Source organism: Comamonas sp. MYb396, from assembly GCF_037479555.1.
In the GTDB taxonomy this organism is placed as follows: domain Bacteria; phylum Pseudomonadota; class Gammaproteobacteria; order Burkholderiales; family Burkholderiaceae_C; genus Comamonas.
Genome location: NZ_JBBGYU010000004.1, coordinates 159280 through 177836 on the forward strand (window position 1 = coordinate 159280; position 18557 = coordinate 177836).

17 protein-coding genes are annotated in these 18557 nt (G+C 64.0%); 8 read left to right on the top strand and 9 right to left on the bottom strand.

Going from position 1 to position 18557, the window contains the following annotated elements; all coding sequences use genetic code 11:
* Window positions 1-418: 418 nt before the first annotated feature.
* From WH265_RS10990 to plsY, 3 genes are all read left to right on the top strand, one after another.
* The gene (locus WH265_RS10990) at window positions 419-1480 is read left to right on the top strand and encodes an aldo/keto reductase (protein ID WP_339558313.1); all 1062 of its coding nucleotides are present in this window, start codon (window positions 419-421) and stop codon (window positions 1478-1480) included.
* A 177-nt stretch (window positions 1481-1657) separates the two neighbouring features.
* Complete coding sequence (locus WH265_RS10995) at window positions 1658-2149, top strand: aminoacyl-tRNA deacylase (protein ID WP_116926894.1); 492 nt, start codon at window positions 1658-1660, stop codon at window positions 2147-2149.
* A gap of 67 nt (window positions 2150-2216) precedes the next feature.
* Window positions 2217-2849, top strand: coding sequence for a glycerol-3-phosphate 1-O-acyltransferase PlsY (gene plsY / locus WH265_RS11000; RefSeq protein WP_182340780.1), 633 nt, complete (start codon window positions 2217-2219; stop codon window positions 2847-2849).
* Between the two features lie 99 nt (window positions 2850-2948).
* Here the strand turns inward: plsY and WH265_RS11005 are convergent, their stop codons facing one another.
* Window positions 2949-3659, bottom strand: coding sequence for a retropepsin-like aspartic protease family protein (locus WH265_RS11005; protein WP_339558314.1), 711 nt, complete (start codon window positions 3657-3659; stop codon window positions 2949-2951).
* Window positions 3660-3933: 274 nt separating this feature from the next.
* Between WH265_RS11005 and WH265_RS11010 the strand changes: the two genes are divergently transcribed.
* Entirely contained in the window at window positions 3934-6075 is a 2142-nt protein-coding gene (locus WH265_RS11010; protein WP_339537863.1) for a TonB-dependent receptor, read from the top strand.
* A 75-nt stretch (window positions 6076-6150) separates the two neighbouring features.
* On the opposite strand, the gene WH265_RS11015 is transcribed toward WH265_RS11010, so the two are convergent.
* On the bottom strand, window positions 6151-6636 hold the full coding sequence (locus WH265_RS11015) for a YajQ family cyclic di-GMP-binding protein (protein WP_021026760.1): 486 nt from the start codon (window positions 6634-6636) through the stop codon (window positions 6151-6153).
* A 65-nt stretch (window positions 6637-6701) separates the two neighbouring features.
* Here WH265_RS11015 and murB point away from each other — a divergent pair, with 65 nt between their 5' ends.
* The gene (gene murB, locus WH265_RS11020) at window positions 6702-7802 is read left to right on the top strand and encodes a UDP-N-acetylmuramate dehydrogenase (RefSeq protein ID WP_339558315.1); all 1101 of its coding nucleotides are present in this window, start codon (window positions 6702-6704) and stop codon (window positions 7800-7802) included.
* A gap of 24 nt (window positions 7803-7826) precedes the next feature.
* Here murB and WH265_RS11025 read toward each other — a convergent pair whose 3' ends face one another.
* The 6 genes from WH265_RS11025 to WH265_RS11050 form a co-directional block, all read right to left on the bottom strand.
* Entirely contained in the window at window positions 7827-9056 is a 1230-nt protein-coding gene (locus WH265_RS11025) for an MFS transporter (protein WP_339558316.1), read from the bottom strand.
* 138 nt (window positions 9057-9194) lie between these two features.
* Window positions 9195-9971: an ABC transporter ATP-binding protein gene (locus tag WH265_RS11030; RefSeq protein WP_021026757.1), complete on the bottom strand. Its 777-nt coding sequence runs from the start codon at window positions 9969-9971 to the stop codon at window positions 9195-9197.
* 19 nt (window positions 9972-9990) lie between these two features.
* A complete protein-coding gene (locus WH265_RS11035; RefSeq protein WP_339558317.1) occupies window positions 9991-10704 on the bottom strand; it encodes an ABC transporter permease in 714 nt (237 codons plus the stop codon).
* Window positions 10701-11387, bottom strand: a complete 687-nt coding sequence (locus tag WH265_RS11040) for an ABC transporter permease (protein WP_339519553.1) — start codon at window positions 11385-11387, stop codon at window positions 10701-10703. The genes WH265_RS11035 and WH265_RS11040 overlap by 4 nt, the downstream gene beginning before the upstream one ends.
* Before the next feature lie 211 nt (window positions 11388-11598).
* Window positions 11599-12360, bottom strand: coding sequence for a transporter substrate-binding domain-containing protein (locus WH265_RS11045; RefSeq protein WP_116926885.1), 762 nt, complete (start codon window positions 12358-12360; stop codon window positions 11599-11601).
* A gap of 281 nt (window positions 12361-12641) precedes the next feature.
* Entirely contained in the window at window positions 12642-13148 is a 507-nt protein-coding gene (locus WH265_RS11050; protein WP_339558318.1) for a hypothetical protein, read from the bottom strand.
* Between the two features lie 387 nt (window positions 13149-13535).
* Between WH265_RS11050 and WH265_RS11055 the strand changes: the two genes are divergently transcribed.
* The 3 genes from WH265_RS11055 (at window position 13536) to WH265_RS11065 (ending at window position 17944) form a co-directional block, all read left to right on the top strand.
* Window positions 13536-15080 (top strand): acetolactate synthase large subunit, encoded by a 1545-nt coding sequence (locus tag WH265_RS11055; RefSeq protein WP_339558319.1) that lies wholly within the window; start codon window positions 13536-13538, stop codon window positions 15078-15080.
* 49 nt (window positions 15081-15129) lie between these two features.
* Window positions 15130-15561 carry a DUF2946 family protein gene (locus WH265_RS11060; RefSeq protein WP_339558320.1) on the top strand — a complete coding sequence of 144 codons (432 nt, stop codon included), beginning with the start codon at window positions 15130-15132 and terminating at the stop codon, window positions 15559-15561.
* Window positions 15562-15769: 208 nt separating this feature from the next.
* Entirely contained in the window at window positions 15770-17944 is a 2175-nt protein-coding gene (locus WH265_RS11065; protein ID WP_339558321.1) for a TonB-dependent copper receptor, read from the top strand.
* A gap of 70 nt (window positions 17945-18014) precedes the next feature.
* Here the strand turns inward: WH265_RS11065 and WH265_RS11070 are convergent, their stop codons facing one another.
* Complete coding sequence (locus WH265_RS11070) at window positions 18015-18485, bottom strand: CopD family protein (protein ID WP_339558322.1); 471 nt, start codon at window positions 18483-18485, stop codon at window positions 18015-18017.
* Window positions 18486-18557: the final 72 nt, after the last annotated feature.

Below are 18557 nucleotides of genomic sequence, written 5' to 3' on the forward strand. Positions count from 1 at the left end.
CGCGCCTGTGCCCGCGCGCGGCGGGGGGGCCCCTCCCCACGCCCCCCCGGGCCCGGCCGCCCGCGCGCCGCCGGGGGGGGGGGGGGGGGGGGGGGGGGGGGGGGGGGCGGGGGCGGCTGGAACATCGTGGGCTGTTGCTATAACTGTATTGAACGGATTAATGAATTCGATAGTTTTTTATAAATAATAAAAGATGAAGCTTCGGCAGAACTTACGGGAGATTGGCGGCTGATGCGGATCAAAAGAGCGATGAATAGCGCTTGACAGCGCCTCGATCTGCTGCGCTGTGCTGCCTGGGTGGCGGTGATGCCGGTGTCGATGGGCATCTCTGCCTGGCGCGCATGGCGGCCATGGCCAGCGAGGTGTCAAAAAATGCTTTTACACTTGGTTTTTTGACCGACACCGCTGAATTTTTCTTATGCAAGACATCCAACTTGGCCGCAGTGATTTGAAGGTATCGCCCATTTGCCTGGGCACGATGACGTTTGGCGAGCAAGTGAGCGAGGCGGATGCGCATGCCATGCTCAGCCATTCGCTGGAGCGTGGCGTGTACTTCTGGGACACAGCCGAGATGTACTCGGTACCCGCCCGCGCCGAAACCTATGGTGCGACGGAAACCATCATCGGCAACTGGTTCAAGGCCAACCCGGGCCAGCGCGACAAGGTGGTGCTGGCCAGCAAGGTGGCAGGCCCATCGCGCGGCATGCCCTGGGTGCGCGAAGGCAAGGGCATGACGGCGGCCGACATCGTGGCCTCCTGCGAGGCCAGCCTGCGCCGCCTGCAGACCGATGTGATCGACCTCTACCAGATCCACTGGCCCGAGCGCCATGTGCCCGCCTTTGGCAATCTGTACTACGACCCGAAAAAGGAAATCAGCGAGACGACGATTGGCGAGCAGCTTCAGGCCTTGGCGGGCCTGGTCAAGGCCGGCAAGATCCGCCACATTGGCCTGTCCAACGAGACGCCTTATGGCGTGCATGAGTTTGTGCGCCTGGCCGAGCAGCATGGCCTGCCGCGCGTGGCCAGCGTGCAAAACCCGTACTGCCTTATCAACCGCAGCTGGGAAAACGGCCTGGATGAAACTTGCGACCGCCTGGGCGTATCGCTGCTGGCGTACTCGCCCCTCGCCTTTGGCCTGCTGACCGGCAAGTATGACGACAGCGGCATTACCGGCCCCCAGGCGCCGCAGGGCGCGCGCATTGCCAGTTATGAATCGGTGCGCAAGCAGCGCTGGGGCCGCCCCGAGGCGCTGGATGCCGCCAAGCGCTACAACCAGCTGGCGCGCGACCATGCTCTGACCCCATCCGCGCTGGCCCTGGCGTTTTGCTACAGCAAATGGCAGGTGGGCAGCACCATCATCGGTGTGCGCACGATGGAGCAACTGGACGAAGACCTCAATGTCTGGGGCACGCAGCTGTCCGAGGACTTGCTGCAGGAGATTGACGCACTGCGCTGGGCGCTGGGCGATCCGGCGCAATAAGTCTCCAACAGGTTCTGAGGTCCCTGAGGGGCTGATGAAAGGCGCTGACCTGCAGGCCCTGGTGCAAACCAGGGCCTTTGGCGTTGCCAAGACCGCTATGCTTGGCGGCGCCCTCCGCTTATTTTTCGAGACAATAGGGGCAGATTTTGGGTGGCGCATGCCGCCACCCCTCCAGCCATGAGCAAAAAAAACCATATCAGCGAAACGCCTGCCACCCAGTTTCTGAAGGCGCACAAGGTGGCATTTACCGAGCATCCCTACGACTATGTGGAGCATGGCGGCACGTCCGAGTCGGCCCGCCAGCTGGGGCTCGATGAGCATGTTGTCGTCAAGACCCTGGTGATGCAGAACCAGGATGCCAAGCCGCTCATTGTGCTGATGCATGGCGACTGCAAGGTGTCGACCAAGAGCCTGGCGCGGCAGATTGGCGCCAAGAGCGTGGAGCCCTGCACGCCCGAAGTGGCCAGCCGCCACAGCGGCTACCTGGTGGGGGGCACCTCACCGTTTGGCCTGCGCAAGGCCATGCCGGTCTATATCCAGGAGACGATTCTGGCGCTGCCGCGTATCGCCATCAACGGCGGGCGGCGTGGTTTTTTGGTGCAGATCGACCCCAAAGCATGCGTGGAGGTGCTGGGCGCCCAGCCGGTGCAATGCGCGCTGGCAGAATGATGCCTGTTTTTGACCTAGATATACCAGTGCGCGCCGGCCGCCCAGGCGCGCAGACAAGGGGAGCAATTTGAGTACCGTTTATTCCATCCTGGCCACCATCCTGGCCTACCTCATCGGTTCGCTGTCGTTTGCGGTGATCGTCAGCCGCACGATGGGCCTGAGTGACCCGCGCACCTATGGCAGCAAAAACCCGGGTGCCACCAATGTGCTGCGTTCGGGCAGCAAGGCAGCGGCCGTGGTGACCTTGCTGCTCGATGCCGCCAAGGGCTGGCTGCCGGTGGCGCTGGTGGTCTGGTTGGGCAAGCCCTATGGCCTCGAAGAAGGCACTGTCGCTCTGGTGGGGATTGCGGCATTCCTGGGCCATTTGTGGCCGGTGTTCTTCAAGTTTGAAGGCGGCAAGGGCGTGGCCACCGCACTGGGCGTGCTGCTGGGCTTTAGCGGTTGGCTGGGTCTCTTGGTCTTGCTGGCCTGGGTGGCGGTCGCTGCCATCTGGCGCTATTCGTCGCTGTCGTCGCTGGTGGCGGCGGTGCTGGCGCCGGTGTTCTACATCCTTATCGGCGGCGAGCTCTGGGATTTCCATGCCGAGATCTTTGTCGCGATCCTGGTGATGTCGGCCTTGCTGGTCTACCGCCACAAGCTCAATATCCAGCGCCTGGTGGAAGGCAAGGAATCCAAGCTGGGCCAGAAGAAAAGCAAGTGATGCAACGCGCTGCCCATGGGCAGACTCGGCAAAAGGGCTGAACCCCCATGGCGGGTTCAGCCCTTTTGTTTTGCCCGCGTTCGGCGCTGCTGCGCGCCGCTATTTGATCCGGTCCAAGGTCATCTGCGGACCGGCGCGCTTCATCTCAAAGGCATTGAGAAAGCTGTTGCCCAGCAGCACATAAGGCATGTTGGCCGAGGTGACCACGGCATCGACATTGCGCAGCTCCACATCGGAGATGCGCACGCTGCTCAGCTTCAGATGCCAGCCGTTGCTGACGCCATTGGCCGTGCCCATGCGCACTGCACGGCCCTGTTTGTAGTCAATGCCCAGCTTGAGCGCCTCGCTCATCCCCAGGCTCACGGTGGTGGCACCGGTATCGACCAGAAAGCGCGTCGCCTTGCCATTGATCATGCCGGCCGTCATGAAGTGGCCGCTGGCATCGGCCGCCAACACAATGCGGCCCGTGTTGCTGACGGGCAGCGCCGCATCGGCCACGCTGACCGGCGACTCGCCCATGCGCAAACTGTGCAGGGCGCCCGCGATGCTGACCTGAGCCTGCCCATCCTTGACGCTGACCACCTGCACCTGCTGGTAGCTGCTGCCCGCTGCCACGGCCTTGGGCGCCCGGCCGTCGATGACGAGCAAGGCCTTGTCGCCCAGAATGCCGGCCAGCGCCACCGAGCGGGGGCCTTCGGCAGCCTCCTGTGCATGGGCCGCCCAACTGGTGCTGCCGCACAGGGCCAGTGCCAATGCCCAGCGGTGCAGGCGGGTAGGGGTGGGGCAGGGCTTGGGGACTGAAAGCTTCATAGGTCGCGGGGCAGCATGGTGGTGCATACGGGCAGGGCGGTGCCGCGTCTAGCGCGGGTCACAGGCAGGTCGGCTGCTTTACATCCTAAAGCATGCGAGCCGCAGCAAAAGCTGCGATTTATTTTTTTGACCCAAAGTCTAGCCCGTTGTTTTTTTGATAAGTAAACACCCGCTTAAGGTTAATATATTGCTATTGATAATCGTTATCATTAGCATCCCTGACTCAAATTTACAAGCCGTTTACCAAGCGGAATTATTGTTTCAGGAGTTTTCAATGATCCAAGCCCTTCGCAGCGAGACGCTCGCGCGTACAAGAGGCGAGCGCGCCGGCCTGTCGGTCGCCGCGCTGTTGATGATGGCCGCCGTGCCAGCCATTGCACAAGAGCACACCTTGCCAACGGTCCAGGTGTCTGCCGACCAGTTCGATCCCGATGATGTGCGCCCCGAAGGCGTGACCACGGCGACCAAGACCTATATGGCGCCCAAGGACATTCCGCAGACCATCGACACCTTGGAAGTCAACAAGTACAAGAGCTATGGCATCAATGACCTGTCGGTCATGCTCGATGGTGTGCCGGGCGTCAACACCAGCTATGACATGCGCGGCGAGGGCGTGATGATCCGTGGCTTCAATGCCGACAGCGGGGACATCTACCGCGATGGCGTGCGTGAATCCGGCCAGGTGCGCCGCAGCACCGCCAATGTCGAGCGCATCGAGATCCTCAAAGGCCCGGCCTCGGTGCTGTACGGCCGTGGCGCGGGCGGCGGTGTGGTCAACATGGTCAGCAAGCAGGCGCGCTTTGATGGCGTCAGCAGCGTGACCTTGCGCGGTGGCTCCTGGGAGAACGTGGGTGGCACCATCGACATCAACCGGGTGATCAGCCCCAATGTGGTCATGCGGCTGACGGCCGACCGCGAGCAGGCGCACAGCTTTCGCAGCGGCATCCGCAACCGCAACGAGATGGTCTCGCCCAGTATCCTGGTGGATACGCGCACGGGCCTGCGCTGGACCGGCCAGTACACCTATGACAATGTCTGGCGCGTGCCGGACCGGGGGCCTTCCTACGACCAGATGCCGCCGGGCATGTCGCTGCGCCAGGGCTTTGCCCAGCCGGGCGACTTTGTCGAAGACCGCCTGCGCGTGCTGCGCTCGGACCTGTCCTATGAGTTCAACAAGGCCTGGAGTGTGCGCTGGGTGGCCAGCAAGCGCGAGGCCAGCCAGGACTTTGACCACTACTTTGCCGGTACCTACTGCAACCCCCAGGGCCTGACCCCGGCGGGCGCCAAGTGCGCCAACCCCGGCCTGCTGCGCCAAAGCTATGCCTGGCAGCAAACCGAGAACCGCACCACCACCCACACCGTGGACTTGACCGGCAAGCTGGACCTGGCTGGCATGCGCCATGAGTTGCTGCTGGGCGTGGAGCACAGCGAGGAAGAGCGCGCGCCGCGCCTTTTCAGCACCGCCAACAGCAATGGCTATATCGACCCGAACAACCCGGTGTTCGATGCGGTGCGCCCGCCCCAAGGCGCGCCATCGCAGCAGAATCTGCACAAGGGCACGGCCCGCGCGCTGTATGTGCAGGACTTGATCAGCCTGAGCGACCAGTGGAAGCTGCTGCTGGGCGCGCGCTATGACAACTTTGACTTCAACAGCACCAACCAGCTGACCAACGCCAGCCGCAGCACCGATGGCAACTCGGTCAGCCCCCGTGCGGGCCTCGTTTGGCAGCCGGTGCGCGAGCACAGCCTGTATGCGTCCTGGAGCCGCAGCTTCTCGCCCTATGGCGGGCGCGGCATTCTGTCGGTGGATACCGGCGCTGGCGCGGTGCTGGACGACGAGCCCCAGCATTCGCAGCAGTTTGAGATGGGGGTCAAGAGCGATTGGCTGGACGGCGCGCTGTCCACGCAGCTGGCCGTCTACCAGCTGGAGCACTACAACATCCGCTACCGTCCCGATCCGGACAACGACCCCTTCACCTGGGCCGTGCGTGGCAAGGAGCGCTCGCGCGGCATCGAGTTCAGCGCATCTGGCCGTGTGGCACCGTTTTGGTATGTGCGCGGCGGCGTCGGCATCATGGCCGCCAAGGTCACCGAGAACAAGGCCAACCCCGCGCTGGAAGGCAACTACCTGGCCAACACCGCGCGCCGCAACGGCAATGTCTTTCTGCGCTATGCGCCTGCGGGCAACTGGTATGCCGAGCTGGGTGTGACCCACACCAGCGCGCGCTACACCAATGACGCCAACACCAGCCGTGTGCCCGGCTACACCCGCTGGGATGGCCTGGTGGGCTGGCGCGCTGCGCCCTGGACCGTTACCCTGGCAGTGTCCAACCTGACCAACAAGGAATACTGGCGTTCCAGCAGTATGCCCGGCACGCCGCGTGGTGCGCTGCTGAGCGCGAACTACCAGTTCTAAAAGGGTAGGCACCATAAAAACAGGCCGCGCTGCAATCCCTGCAGCGCGGCCTGTTTGTGTTTGATCGAGTGCGGATCAGTCGCGGAAGTTGTTGAACGACAGCGGCACGTCGGTCACGTCTTTTTTCAGCAGCGCCATCGCCGCTTGCAGGTCGTCGCGCTTGGCGCCGGTGATGCGCACAGCATCGCCCTGGATGGCGGCCTGCACCTTCATCTTGCTGTCCTTGATGAGCTTCTGGATCTTCTTGGCCAGCTCCTGCTCGATGCCATTGCGCACCTTGATCACTTGCTTGACCTTGTCGCCGCCGACCTTTTGCACATCGCCCTTGTCCAGAAAGCGCACATCCACATTGCGCTTGGTCAGCTTGTTGCGCAGGATGTCTTCGACCTGCACCAGCTGGAAGTCGGCATCGCCGTACATGATGATCTCTTTGTCCTTGAGCTCGATCCCGGCCGACGTTCCCTTGAAGTCGAAACGGGTGCCAATTTCCTTGGCGGAATTCTCAACAGCGTTTTTCACCTCGACGAAGTCGGCTTCGCAAACCGTGTCAAACGATGGCATAAATACTCTCCTTGCAGGCCAGGCTGAGCGCCTGAGTGGGTCGCGACAAGTGCGACAATCTAGCGATGTTAGTCGAGAAAAATGCCCCGCTGCAGCAATACAACACCTTTGGCATCATGGCGCGGGCCATGAACCTGGTGCGCGTGCAGGCCCCGCAGGATATCCGTGATTTTTTGGCCCAGCCCCCGTTGGGCGCCAGCCGCCAGGTGGTGGTGCTGGGGGGCGGCAGCAATATCGTCATCACTGGCGATGTCGAGCCCACCGTCTTCAAGATGGAGATCATGGGCAAGCGCCTGGTCGAAGAGACCGACAAGCACTACATCATTGAAGTGGGCGCCGGTGAAGTCTGGCACGAGGTCGTGGCCTGGAGCCTGGCCCAGGGCTACCCCGGGCTGGAGAACCTGGCGCTGATCCCCGGCACCGCAGGTGCGGCGCCCGTGCAGAACATTGGCGCCTATGGCGTGGAGCTGCAAGACCGCTTTGACTCGCTCGACGCGATCGACCTGAGCAATGGCGAGCACTTCAGCCTGCAGGCGGCGCAGTGCGCGTTTGGCTACCGGGATTCGGTCTTCAAGCATGCGCCGGCCGAGACCATGCCGCTCACCATGATTGCCCGCGCCACCGGCGTGGCCGAGCCCCGGGGCATGGGGCTGGCGGGCCGCGCCGTGATCACCCATGTGCGGCTGCGCCTGGCCAAGGATTGGAAGCCCGAGCTGGGCTACCTGGACCTGGCCCGCAAGCAGGCCGAAAAAGGCATTGCGCAGCCCACGGCCCAGGACCTCTTTGACTGGGTGGTGGAGATCCGCCGCGCCAAGCTGCCCGATCCAGCGCAGATCGGCAATGCCGGCAGCTTTTTCAAGAACCCACAGGTCACTGCCGACCAGTGCGAGGACATCATCGCGCGCGAGCCCAAAATTGTGCACTACCCCATGCTGGACGGCAGCATCAAGCTGGCTGCGGGTTGGATGATCGATGCGTGCGGCTGGCGCGGCAAAAGCATTGGCAAGGCCGGTGTCTATGACCGCCAGGCCCTTGTGTTGGTCAACCTGGGTGCGGGCGAGGGCAGCGTGACCGGCGGCGAGGTGGTGACCTTGGCGCGCGCGATCCAGACCAGCGTTTATGAGCGCTTTGGCATCCAGCTGGAGCCCGAACCCGTCGTCTGGTAGCTGCGTTAGCGCGGGCTGAAGTGCTCAGCGCTTGGCCGGCGGTATCCAGCGCGCCAGCGCAGCCGCCGCGCCCCAGGCCAGCAAGCCGATGCAGGCGATGCCGCTGGCCAGCGACAGGCTGCCTGCCAGAAACGACAGCAGCGCTGGCCCCAGCGATGAGCCCAGGTCGGCCGCCAGACGCCATAGCCCGAGAAAATGCGCCCGCGCATGGCGCGGTGCGTGGTCGGCCCCCAAGGTCATGATCAGGCCCGAGCCAATGCCGTTGCCAAAGCCCAGTGCCATGGCCGCCAGCAGCAAGGTCGTCACGCTAGCCGTCAGCGGCATCAGCAGCATGGCTGCGCCCATCACCAGCATCGATGGCACGGCCACCCAGCGCCGGCCTTTGAGATCCATCAGCTTGCCCGCAGGGTAGAAGACCAGCATATCGATGGCGCCTGCCAGCCCGTAGACCAGCGAGGCGGCAGCCGGTGCCAGCGCAAGATGGTCGGCCCACAGCGGAATCACCACCTGGCGCGAGGCACGCACGGCGCTGACCAGCAGCACGCCCAGGCCCAGCGTGAGAAACAGCCGGTGGTGATCGCGCAGAATGCCGGCGATGGACGGTGCCTCGGTGGGCAGCGGCTGGCCTGGCAGCGCGGCGGGCGCCGCCAGATCGGGCACGCGCAGGCCAATGGCTGCAGCGCAGAGAACGCCCACAATGCCCACCGCAAAAGCGGCATGCAGGCCCCAGCTATGCATGGCCCAGGCGCCGATAAAGGGCCCGATGAACATGCCAATGCGCATCACCCCACCCAGGGTGGACAGCGCCCGCGCGCGGTAGGACACCGGCACGGCCTCGGTCAGATAGCTTTGCCGCGCCAGGTTGTAGACCGCCTGCGACATGCCCACCATCAGGCAGCCCAGCGCAAACAGCCACAGCTGCTGGGTGGCCAGGCAGATGGCCATGCCGATGGCGCTCCACAGGCCAGCGGCCACAATCGCCCAGCGCTCACCCCAGCGGGCTGTTATCAGCGATGCCGGGATATTGCTCAGCAAGGAGCCAATGCTGACCAGCCCCACCACCAGCGCGGCGATGGAGACTGAGGCGCCCAGGTCCCGCGCCATCAGCACGATCACCGGCAGCACCGCACCTTCGCCAATGCCAAATAGCAGCGAGGGCCCAAAGGCCGCCACGGCAATGCGGCGCAGCGAGAATGCTGCGTCACTGTCTAGGGCCGGGTCGGATGCGGGAGGAGGGGAGCTGGGCGTGCCCATGGTCGCGGTAAGGTGGGTATCAATCTGCGCTGGTTGCCTGGGGTGCTGTGTGGATCAGCACCTCAAGCGCAGATTGTGCGCCTGCCCGGCGCTTGGATAGCAGTGATCCTGTCGCGGGCAGAACTCGGCCTGCGCGGCTTATTTGAGGCTGCCCGAGAGGAAGCGTGCCAGGCGTTCACTCTTGGGGTTGGCCAGCACCTCGCGCGGCGGGCCTTGCTCTTCGATCAGGCCCTGGTGCAGGAAGATCACATGGTTGGAGACCTCGCGGGCAAAGCCCATCTCATGCGTCACGACCAGCATGGTTCGGCCTTCCTGGGCGAGGACCTGCATCACGCGCAGCACCTCCCCGACCAGCTCGGGGTCGAGGGCAGAGGTGGGCTCGTCAAACAGCATCACCTCGGGCTCGACCGCTAGCGCACGCGCAATGGCCACGCGCTGCTGCTGGCCGCCACTCATATGGTTGGGGTAGCTGTCTTCCTTGTTTTCCAGGCCCACCAGCTTGAGGTACTTGCGGGCGCGGGCGACGGCCTCGTCCTTGCTGATGCCCAGCACATGCACCGGCACTTCGATGATGTTCTGCATCACCGTCATGTGGGCCCAGAGGTTGAAGTGCTGGAACACCATCGCCAGCTTGCTGCGCAGGCGCTGGAGCTGCTTGGGGTCCACCGCGTCCAGCGCGCCATTGCGGCCGGTGCGCAGCTGCAGGCTTTCGCCAGCCACGATGATCTGGCCTTGCTGGGGCTGCTCCAGCAGGTTGATGCAGCGCAGAAAGGTGCTCTTGCCCGAGCCGGAGCTGCCGATGATGCTGATCACGTCGCCAGCGCAGGCGTTGAGCGAGACGCCCTTGAGCACCTGGTTGCTGCCATAGCTCTTGTGGATGTCCAGCGCCTGCAGTTTGTAGTTGGATGCGTTCATATCTCGATGCTCGAATGTCTTAGGCTTTGCGCGGGGCCAGGTAGCCCAGGAAACGGCGCTCGGCGAGGCGGAAGATGCCAATCAGGATAAAGGTGATGCTCAGGTAGATGGCAGCTGCCGCGATATAGGCTTCAAACGGCAGGTAGTAGTCCGAGTACACCCGGCTGGCAGCGCCGGTCAGGTCCACCAGCGACGGCACGGTCGAAGCCAGGCTGGTCGAATGCAGCATCATCACCACCTCGTTGCTGTAGGCGGGCAGGGTGCGGCGGATGGCACTGGGCATCACGATGCGGCGCATCAGCTGCCAGCGGCTCATGCCCATCGCGCGGGCCGCTTCCACTTCGCCCTTGTAGGTTTCGCGGATCGAGCCAGCGAGCATCTCGGCCGTGTAGGCCGCGTTGTTCAAGGTGAAGGCGAGGAACGCGCAAAAGAATGGCTCTTTGAAGTAGGTCCAGGGCCAGACCGCATCCCAGCGCGCCTGCACCCATTCGAGCTGCGAGAAGCCGTAGTAGATCAGGTAGACCTGGATCAGCAGCGGCGTGCCGCGCATGAAATAGGTGAAGGCGCCCACCGTTTTGCGCAGCAGCCAGGAGCGGCTGACCAGCGCGAGCGCGCCCAGCAACGCCAGCACAGCGCCAATGGCCAGGCTGGACAGCAGCAGCTTGAGGGTGGTGACCAGGCCCTCACCGTACAGCGCAAGGGTGTCGGGCTGAAAAATGACTTCCCAGTTCATAGCTGCACCTTTTCGGTTCCCAAGCTGTAGCGGGCATTGAGACGGCCCAGCGCCCACAGCGATACCGACGTGTAGACGAGGTACAGCGCAGCGGTGAAGAGGAAAAAGATAAAGGGCTCGCGCGCAGCGGCGCTGGCCTGCTTGGCCAGGTAGGTCATGTCTTGCAGGCCGATCAGGCTGACCAGCGCGGTGGCCTTGATCAGCACCAGCCAGTTATTGGTAAAGCCGGGCAGCGCATAGCGCACCATCTGCGGCAAGGTGATGCGAAAGAAGGTCTTGACCGGACTCATGCCGAAGGCCCAGGCCGCTTCCATCTGGCCCTTGGGGATCGCCAGGATCGCGCCCCGGAAGGTTTCGGTCATATAGGCGCCGTAGATAAAGCCGATCGTGAACGAGCCGGCTACAAAGGGGTTGAGGTCAACCGAGCTTTCGCTGCCCATCTTCTCGAGCAAGGTATTGAGGCCGATGGCGCCGCCGTAGAAGACCAGCAGCATCATCACCAGCTCGGGGATACCGCGCACGATGGAGGTGTAGAAGGTTGCCAATACCACCAGCGGTCGGCGGCCTGAGAGCTTGGCACTGGCGCCCAGCAGCCCCAGCACGGTGGCGATGGCAGCCGATGCCAGCGAGACCGCCACGGTGAGCAGCGAGCCCATCAGGATCGATTGAAAATAATCACTCATAGTTTTTGGCCTTAGGCGCCGTGATTGCGGTGCGCAATCGGGCCCATGGATGGCCTGGTGTTTGCCTTGGGGGGGCGCTGCAAAAAGGCTTGGCACCATGGAATTGCGGCGCGATTCATCCAGTATGAAGACTCTGGAGCAGCGCGCCGCTTGGTGTTAGCCCTGATCGAGGACGCGGTGGCGCCAGGGGCGCGACCGCGTTTTGCAAAGATCAGTTGCCGTAGGGGTCGAAGTCGAAGTACTTCTTGGCAATCGTGGCATAGGTGCCATTGCTGCGGATGGTCTTGATCGCTTCGTTGATCTGCTTTTTCAGGTCGCCCTGGTTCTTGCGCAGCGCAATGCCGATGCCATCACCGTAGTACTTGGTCTCGTACTGGTCCGGGCCCTTGTAGCCGTAGTCGGCGCCTTCGGGCTTGCGCAGGAAGCCGCCGTTGACTTCGACCTTGTCAGCCACGGTGCCGTCAAGGCGGCCGGACTTGATGTCCAGGTAGACCTGGTCCTGGGCTTCATAAGGCACGATGGTCGCGCCTGCGGGCTTGAGCTCGCCATTGGCCCACTTCTCTTGGGTCGAGCCCTTGAGCACGCCGATCTTCAGGCCCTTGGCCGAAGCCGGGCCCTTGTATTCCACGCTTTTCTTCAGCACCACGGCGCTGGGCGTCTTGTAGTAGCGGTCGCTGAAATCGACCACGCGGCGGCGCTCGTCGGTCATCGACATGGAGCTGACGATGACGTCGTATTTCTTGGCTTGCAGGCCGGGGATCATGCTGTCCCAGACCTGCTCGACAAACACGCACTTGCGCTTGATCTGCTCGCATACCGCCTTGGCGATGTCCACATCAAAACCGGTGACTTCGCCTTGGGGCGTCTTGTAGGTAAACGGTTCGTAGGTCGGGTCGACAGCTACTTTCAGGTCTGCAGCAAACGCAGGGGCGGCGATAGCGGCCACTGCCAGTGCGATCAAGGTTTTACGCATAGTGAATCCTCGGATCCGAATGTTGATAAGGTGGCTAGCATGCTAGTGCTTTTGCTGCCCGCCGTCGGGGTCTCAAATCGGCTTGTGGCGACCCGGCGACAGCTCTGTGCTGTGCTTTGTGGCAAAGCGGCGAGCTTGTGCGCATTATCACCAGCCTAAACGGCCATTGAGCGCAAAAATCGACGTTGAAGCGTCAATTTTTACGCCCTATCCAGGGAAACACTAATAAGTATGGGTTGTGACGGTCGATTCGATCGTCTATTTTGTCGAAACGTCCGCGCTTACTTCTTCCAGTAGCCTGGGCGAATCAGCAGACTGTGGACACGGTAGGGTGCCTTTTCCTCGATGCCGATGTCCATCGGTACATAGGCCTTGTCACACTGCAGCAGGTAGCTGGTGATGTAAGGGGTCGGGCTGGTCATCTGCGCGCCGACCTTGCAGCTGCCCACGCTTTGGTGCACATCGTTGAACACCTGCTTCATCTGGTCGGACGTAACCTGCTTGTTGAAGTCTTCGGTAAAAGTCTTGGCATCGGGCACAGCGGCCTTGCCTTCAAAGGCGGCGAGCAGCGCCTGGAAGCGCTGGGCCAGCGCCTTTTCAGCAGCCGGGTTGGGCGCAGGGGCCTGGGGCGCTGCCTCGGCTGCGGGCGGCGTGGCTGCCGCTGCTGGATTGGCCGCTCCCTGGCTGCTTTGGGCCTGGGCCGCCAAAGCGGCGCAGGCCAGCGCGGTGGACAACAGGGCGTGGCGGGACATACGGTGCATGCGGGTTTCCTTGGTGTGGTTTTGCATCGGGCCATCCTAGGCGCAGTGGGCGCGCTGGTGGTAACACTTGGTGTTCAGATGCTGGGGGATGAAAGGGGCTGCAGATGGCTTTTTTGGGGCCTGCCATGCAAGCCATCAAGGGTGAGCAGCGCAGTTGCTGCGCTTGCCGCCTTGCTCGGGTGCCCCACTGTGCACCTGCGCACCCCGACCCGCATGCCATCCAAGGCCGTAATAGCGCTTGAGAATTGGCCTACATGGTGGGTCGATGCAAAGCCGGGCAAGGCCTGTATCCATGCGCTTGTGCGGCGCGCGGCGGTGGCCGGGGCGGGCCCGCTTTCATCTTGGCGACCCGGTTTTGGCGCCGTTGCAGCTAAGGTGTCGCGCAGTGATAGGCAACCGTTTAAGGATATAGAGATGAATGGCGCACACAGTCTGGTCAAGACTTTGCTGGCTGCAGGGGTGGATACCTGCTTTGCAAACCCTGGTACCAGCGAGATGCACTTTGTAGCAGCTTTGGACCAGATCCCCGGCATGCACTGCGTTCTGGGCCTGCAGGAGAATGTGGTCACCGGCATGGCCGATGGCTACTACCGCATCGCCCGCAAGCCCGCCTGCACCTTGCTGCACTGCGGCCCGGGCCTGGCCAATGGCCTGGCCAATTTGCACAATGCGCGCCGAGCGCGCAGCGGCATTGTCAATATCGTGGGCGACCAGGCCACCTACCACCGGCCTTTTGATGCGCCGCTGACGGCTGATACCGATGGCCTGGCGCGCGCCGTATCGGGCTGGGTGCATACCAGCACGCACAGTGCGGACCTGGGCCAGGATGCGGCGATGGCGGTGCGTGCGGCCTCGACCTTTCCCGGTCAGATCGCCAGCCTGATCCTGCCGGCCAATGTGTCATGGGACGAAGGCGGTGTGGTGGCGCAGCCGCTGCCTGTGCCTGCGCCGCCCGCAGTGTATGGCCATGCGATCGATGAAGTGGCAAAGCTGCTGCGCCAGGCGGGCGGCAAGGCCTTGATTCTGCTGTCGGGCGCGGCGGTGTTTGCGCCGGCCCAGGCGCTGGTATGGCGGCTCGCGCAGGCGAGCGGCGCTGCCGTGCTGGCCGAGTACGGCGCATCGCACCTGCAGCGCGGCCAAGGCCGCATGGCGCTGGAGCGCGTGCCCTATGGCATGGAGGCCGCGATCCAAACCCTGGCCCGGTTTGAGCACATCATCCTGGTGGGCGCCAAGCCGCCGGTGGGCTTTTTTGCCTACCCCGGCCTGCCGTCGACCCAGTACCCGGCAAGCGCCCAGTTGCATGTGCTGACGCGCCCAGAGCAGGAGCCGCTGGCTGCGCTGCAGGCCCTGGTCGATGCGCTGCAGGCGCCGCAGGCCGCCATCCCCGATGCGGGCCCCCGGTCCGAGGCAGCGACTGGCGCGCCCACGCCCGAGGGCCTGGCCCGCACCGTGGCTGCGCTGATGCCCGAGGGCGCCATCGTCTCGGACGAGAGCATCTCCTACGGCCGGGGCTTTTACCCGCACACCCATGCCGCGCCGGCGCATGACTGGCTGCACCTGGCCGGCGGCGCGATTGGCGATGGCATGCCGGTGGCGACCGGCGCGGCCATTGGTGCGGGCAAGCAGCGCCGGGTGATCAATCTGCAGGCCGATGGCTCTGCGATGTATTCGTTGCAATCGCTGTGGACGCAGGCGCGCGAGCAGCTGCCTGTCACCACCGTCGTGCTGAACAACAGCCGCTACAACATCTTGATTGGCGAATACAAGGGCGTGGGCGCCACGCCGGGCGCCACCGCCATGCAGATGCTGGACCTGGGCAACCCGTCGATTGGCTGGGTGAAACTGGCCGAAGGCATGGGTGTGGAAGCGGCGCGCGCTACCAGCATGGAGGAGTGCGCCCGGCTGATGCAGGCCAGTTTTGCTAGATCCGGCCCCTTCTTGATTGAACTGATAATTTAATAAATTCTGAACATACAGGTTTGGAAGTCACCTACACTGCTGCCTGACCATGCTCCAACGCCTGCGCAGCCGCCCCCGCTTCTCCGCCGTCATCACGGCGGTTTTTGCGTTGCTGCTGCTCGTGGCATCGCTGGCAGGTGTGCAGGTGCGCGTGCTGGCGCAGCCGATTGCCGCCGTGCTGGCAGCCGATGTCTGCAGCGTCAATGCACCGGCACTGGAGTTGGCGCATGGCGAGCACCAGACCTCGGATGATCTTCTTGGCGATGGCAGCGACCCCTATGCCAGCCACAGCGCGCACAGCGCCCATGGCGCCGATTGCGTGCTGTGTATTGCGATGGCGCTGCCGCTGGCCTTTGCCGCCGATGTGCACCGGCCAGCTGCCCCTGCCTTCCACCCGCAGTGGCAGGCCCAGGCGGCTCACCGCCCCCAAGCGCCGGGCGCGCCACTGCCCGCGCGCGGCCCGCCTCCCGTCCTTGTCTAACGCACTTATGCCGCAGTGATGCTGCCGCTGCTCTCCGCGCCCATCGCGCGCGGGGAGGGCAGCCGCGCAGTCTCTGCGGCCCATGGGCCGCTTCGTCATGTCTGCTTAAGCCGCCTTCGCTGCGGCCGGCTGGGCATGGCTGCGTGCGCCCCCACCACCCATTGATGCAAGCCGCTGCGCCCAGCAGCGCTTGCTGCGAGAGACATTGATGACTTCCTACTTTTTGGAGGCAGCGCCGGGCCTGCGCCTGCCTGCCCCGCCGCGCGCCCGCTTGCAGCGTCCGCAGATGGCGCTATCCGCACTGGTCTTGGCCACCAGCGCTGCCTGGGGGCAAAGCCCTGCTGCACCGTCGCTACCTGCGGCCAGCGTGCCGGAGATCAGCCTGCAGGAGACCGTAGTAACCGCAGTGCATGAGCATTCGCCGCTGCAGGTGGTGGCTGATCCCAAGCAGCCGCGCCAACCGGTGCCGGCGAGTGACGCGGCCGACTACCTCAAAAGCATTCCGGGCTTCTCGGCCATCCGTAGTGGTGGCTCCAACAGCGACCCGGTGTTCCGGGGCCAGTTTGGCTCGCGCCTGCCGATATTGACCAATGGGCAGACCTTGTTGGGCGCCTGCCCGGCGCGCATGGATTCGCCCAGCTCCTATATCTCGCCCGAGACCTACGATGTGCTGACGGTGGTCAAGGGCCCGCAGACGGTGATCTGGGGGCCGGGCGCATCGGCCGGGGTGGTGCGCTTTGACCGCGAACGGCCTGAACTGGACAGCGGCCAGGTGCGGCTGTCTGCCAGCCTGCAAGGCGGCACGGCCGCGCGCAGCGACCAGAACATCGACCTGCTGGCCGGCAATGCCGCGTACTACCTGCGCCTCACCGCCAACCATTCGCAAAGCAAGGACTACCGCGATGGCGATGGCCAGCGCGTGCCCTCGCACTGGGACAAATGGAACACCGATGTCGCCATTGGCTGGACGCCCGATGCCAACACCTGGCTGGAGCTGAGCGCCGGCCAAGGCGATGGCGAGGCACGCTATGGCGGCCGGGGCATGGATGGCACCCAGTTCAAGCGCGAAAGCTATGGCCTGCGGCTGGAGAAAAAGAACCTGGGCGAGCGCTTGACCAAGCTGGAAGCGCAGCTCTATTACAACCGCGCCGACCATGTGATGGACAACTTCAGCCTGCGGCCCTTTGTGCCGGAAGGCGGCATGTCCATGCCGATGGCGGCCAATGTACGGCGCACCACCACCGGCATGCGGGTGGCGACGACCTGGCAGCTGGGCCCGCACACCGAAGCGGTGCTGGGCGTGGATGCGATGGGTAGCCCGCATGACAGCCGATCGGGCACGGAGATGCAGTCCTACCGTAGCAAGCCCTGGGCGCGGGATGCCAAGTTCAGTAACCAGGGCCTGTTTGCGCAGGCCACGCAGCACCTGGGTAGTGAAGACAAACTGGTGGCCGGCCTGCGGCTGGACCGGGCCCAGGCCTGGCGCTACCCCAGCGACAGCGGCATGGGTGGCATGGAGGGCATGGGCGATATGGGTACGATGGGTGGCATGCAGGCCATGGCCGGCATGGATGGCAGCATGGCCGCCACGGCCAGCAACCACCGCGAGCGCCGCGCCATGCCCAGTGGCTTTCTGCGTTGGGAACGCGCCCGCGCCGATGGCAGCACGCTCTACGCCGGTATTGGCCATGTGCAGCGCTTTCCGGATTACTGGGAGCTGATATCGCCCAGCAACAGCGCAGCCGACAAGGGCGATGCCTTCAACGGCCTGCAGCCGGAGAAAACCACGCAGATCGATGTGGGCGCGAGCTGGAAGGGGGCGGACTGGCAGCTCTGGACCTCGGCCTATGTCGGCCAAGTGCAGGACTATCTGCTGTTTGACTATGCAGGCATGGCCGCCAACGTGCGCAATGTGCAGGCGCGCACCGCTGGCGCCGAGCTGGGTGGCAGCTACCGGCTGACCCCCGGCCTAACGGCCCAGGCCACCCTGGCCTACAGCTGGGCCCGCAACCGCAGCGATGGCAAGCCGCTGCCGCAGGTGCCGCCGCTCGAAGCCAAGCTGGGCCTGGACTACCGGCAAGGCCCCTGGAGCGCTGGCGCGCTGTGGCGCTTGGTCGCCGCCCAGCACCGCTATGCCAGCGGCCAGGGCAATGTCGTGGGCCAGGATCTGGGGCCCAGTGCCGGCTTTGGCGTGCTGTCGCTCAATGCCGGCTACAAGATCAGCGAGCAGCTGCGGCTGACTGCTGGAATTGACAATGTCTTTGGCAAGACCTATGCCGAGCACCTGAACCTGGCCGGCAATGCGGGCTTTGGTTTCCCCGGTGGCGTGCGCATCCATGAGCCGGGTCGCACCTTGTGGCTGCGGGGCGATGTGAAGTTCTGATGCAGGCCTGCGCCGCTGCCAGCCAGGTGCTGGTGGCGGCGCTGCGGCTTGGCACTGTTTGAACAGGTTCTTACAGCGGTACGCGCAGAAAAAGCACAATCACCACGCCCAGCGCCAGGTTCAGCGCCACCAGCTGGCGGATCTGGCCCAGCGCCTTGCCGCCTGCCGGCCAGTCCTGGGCGTTGACGGCGCGGTCCAGGCGCTTGAACAGCGCAAAACGGATATGGCCAAACACGGCCATCATCGCCAGGCCCAGCACGGCCATCACCATCCAGGAGACGGGCATGCTGAACTTGGCACTGGCTTGCGCGGCCATCTGGTGGACCAGGCCCATCATGCCGATGCCCGACAGCAGCACGGCGGCGATGATGACCAGCACCACGGCAAAAAAGCGCTGGAGCACATCACGCATCAGCATCAGGCGCTGAGGGGGTTCGAGCTGCTGCAGCGCGGGGCGAAGAAAGAAATGCGCAAAGGCCATGCCGCCCAGCCAGACGATGATGGACAGCAGGTGCACGGTTTTGAGAATGACGTAGAGCATCGGGGGGCGCCGTTTAGTTTTGTGTGGGGATGCGCTATGGTACGCGCCAAGCCGCCCCGGCTGGAGATGCGG

Bases quoted from the DNA above. Each gene is read 5' to 3' on its own strand.
- WH265_RS10995 (WP_116926894.1), top strand. From the start codon at position 1,658: ATGAGCAAAAAAAACCATATCAGCGAAACGCCTGCCACCCAGTTTCTG.
- WH265_RS11070 (WP_339558322.1), bottom strand. From the start codon at position 18,485: ATGCTCTACGTCATTCTCAAAACCGTGCACCTGCTGTCCATCATCGTC.
- WH265_RS11050 (WP_339558318.1), bottom strand. From the start codon at position 13,148: ATGCAAAACCACACCAAGGAAACCCGCATGCACCGTATGTCCCGCCAC.
- WH265_RS11025 (WP_339558316.1), bottom strand. From the start codon at position 9,056: ATGGGCACGCCCAGCTCCCCTCCTCCCGCATCCGACCCGGCCCTAGAC.
- WH265_RS11060 (WP_339558320.1), top strand. From the start codon at position 15,130: ATGCTCCAACGCCTGCGCAGCCGCCCCCGCTTCTCCGCCGTCATCACG.
- WH265_RS11065 (WP_339558321.1), top strand. From the start codon at position 15,770: ATGACTTCCTACTTTTTGGAGGCAGCGCCGGGCCTGCGCCTGCCTGCC.
- WH265_RS11010 (WP_339537863.1), top strand. From the start codon at position 3,934: ATGATCCAAGCCCTTCGCAGCGAGACGCTCGCGCGTACAAGAGGCGAG.
- murB (WP_339558315.1), top strand. From the start codon at position 6,702: ATGTTAGTCGAGAAAAATGCCCCGCTGCAGCAATACAACACCTTTGGC.
- WH265_RS11030 (WP_021026757.1), bottom strand. From the start codon at position 9,971: ATGAACGCATCCAACTACAAACTGCAGGCGCTGGACATCCACAAGAGC.
- WH265_RS11005 (WP_339558314.1), bottom strand. From the start codon at position 3,659: ATGAAGCTTTCAGTCCCCAAGCCCTGCCCCACCCCTACCCGCCTGCAC.
- WH265_RS11015 (WP_021026760.1), bottom strand. From the start codon at position 6,636: ATGCCATCGTTTGACACGGTTTGCGAAGCCGACTTCGTCGAGGTGAAA.
- WH265_RS11055 (WP_339558319.1), top strand. From the start codon at position 13,536: ATGAATGGCGCACACAGTCTGGTCAAGACTTTGCTGGCTGCAGGGGTG.
- WH265_RS11040 (WP_339519553.1), bottom strand. From the start codon at position 11,387: ATGAGTGATTATTTTCAATCGATCCTGATGGGCTCGCTGCTCACCGTG.
- WH265_RS11045 (WP_116926885.1), bottom strand. From the start codon at position 12,360: ATGCGTAAAACCTTGATCGCACTGGCAGTGGCCGCTATCGCCGCCCCT.
- WH265_RS10990 (WP_339558313.1), top strand. From the start codon at position 419: ATGCAAGACATCCAACTTGGCCGCAGTGATTTGAAGGTATCGCCCATT.
- WH265_RS11035 (WP_339558317.1), bottom strand. From the start codon at position 10,704: ATGAACTGGGAAGTCATTTTTCAGCCCGACACCCTTGCGCTGTACGGT.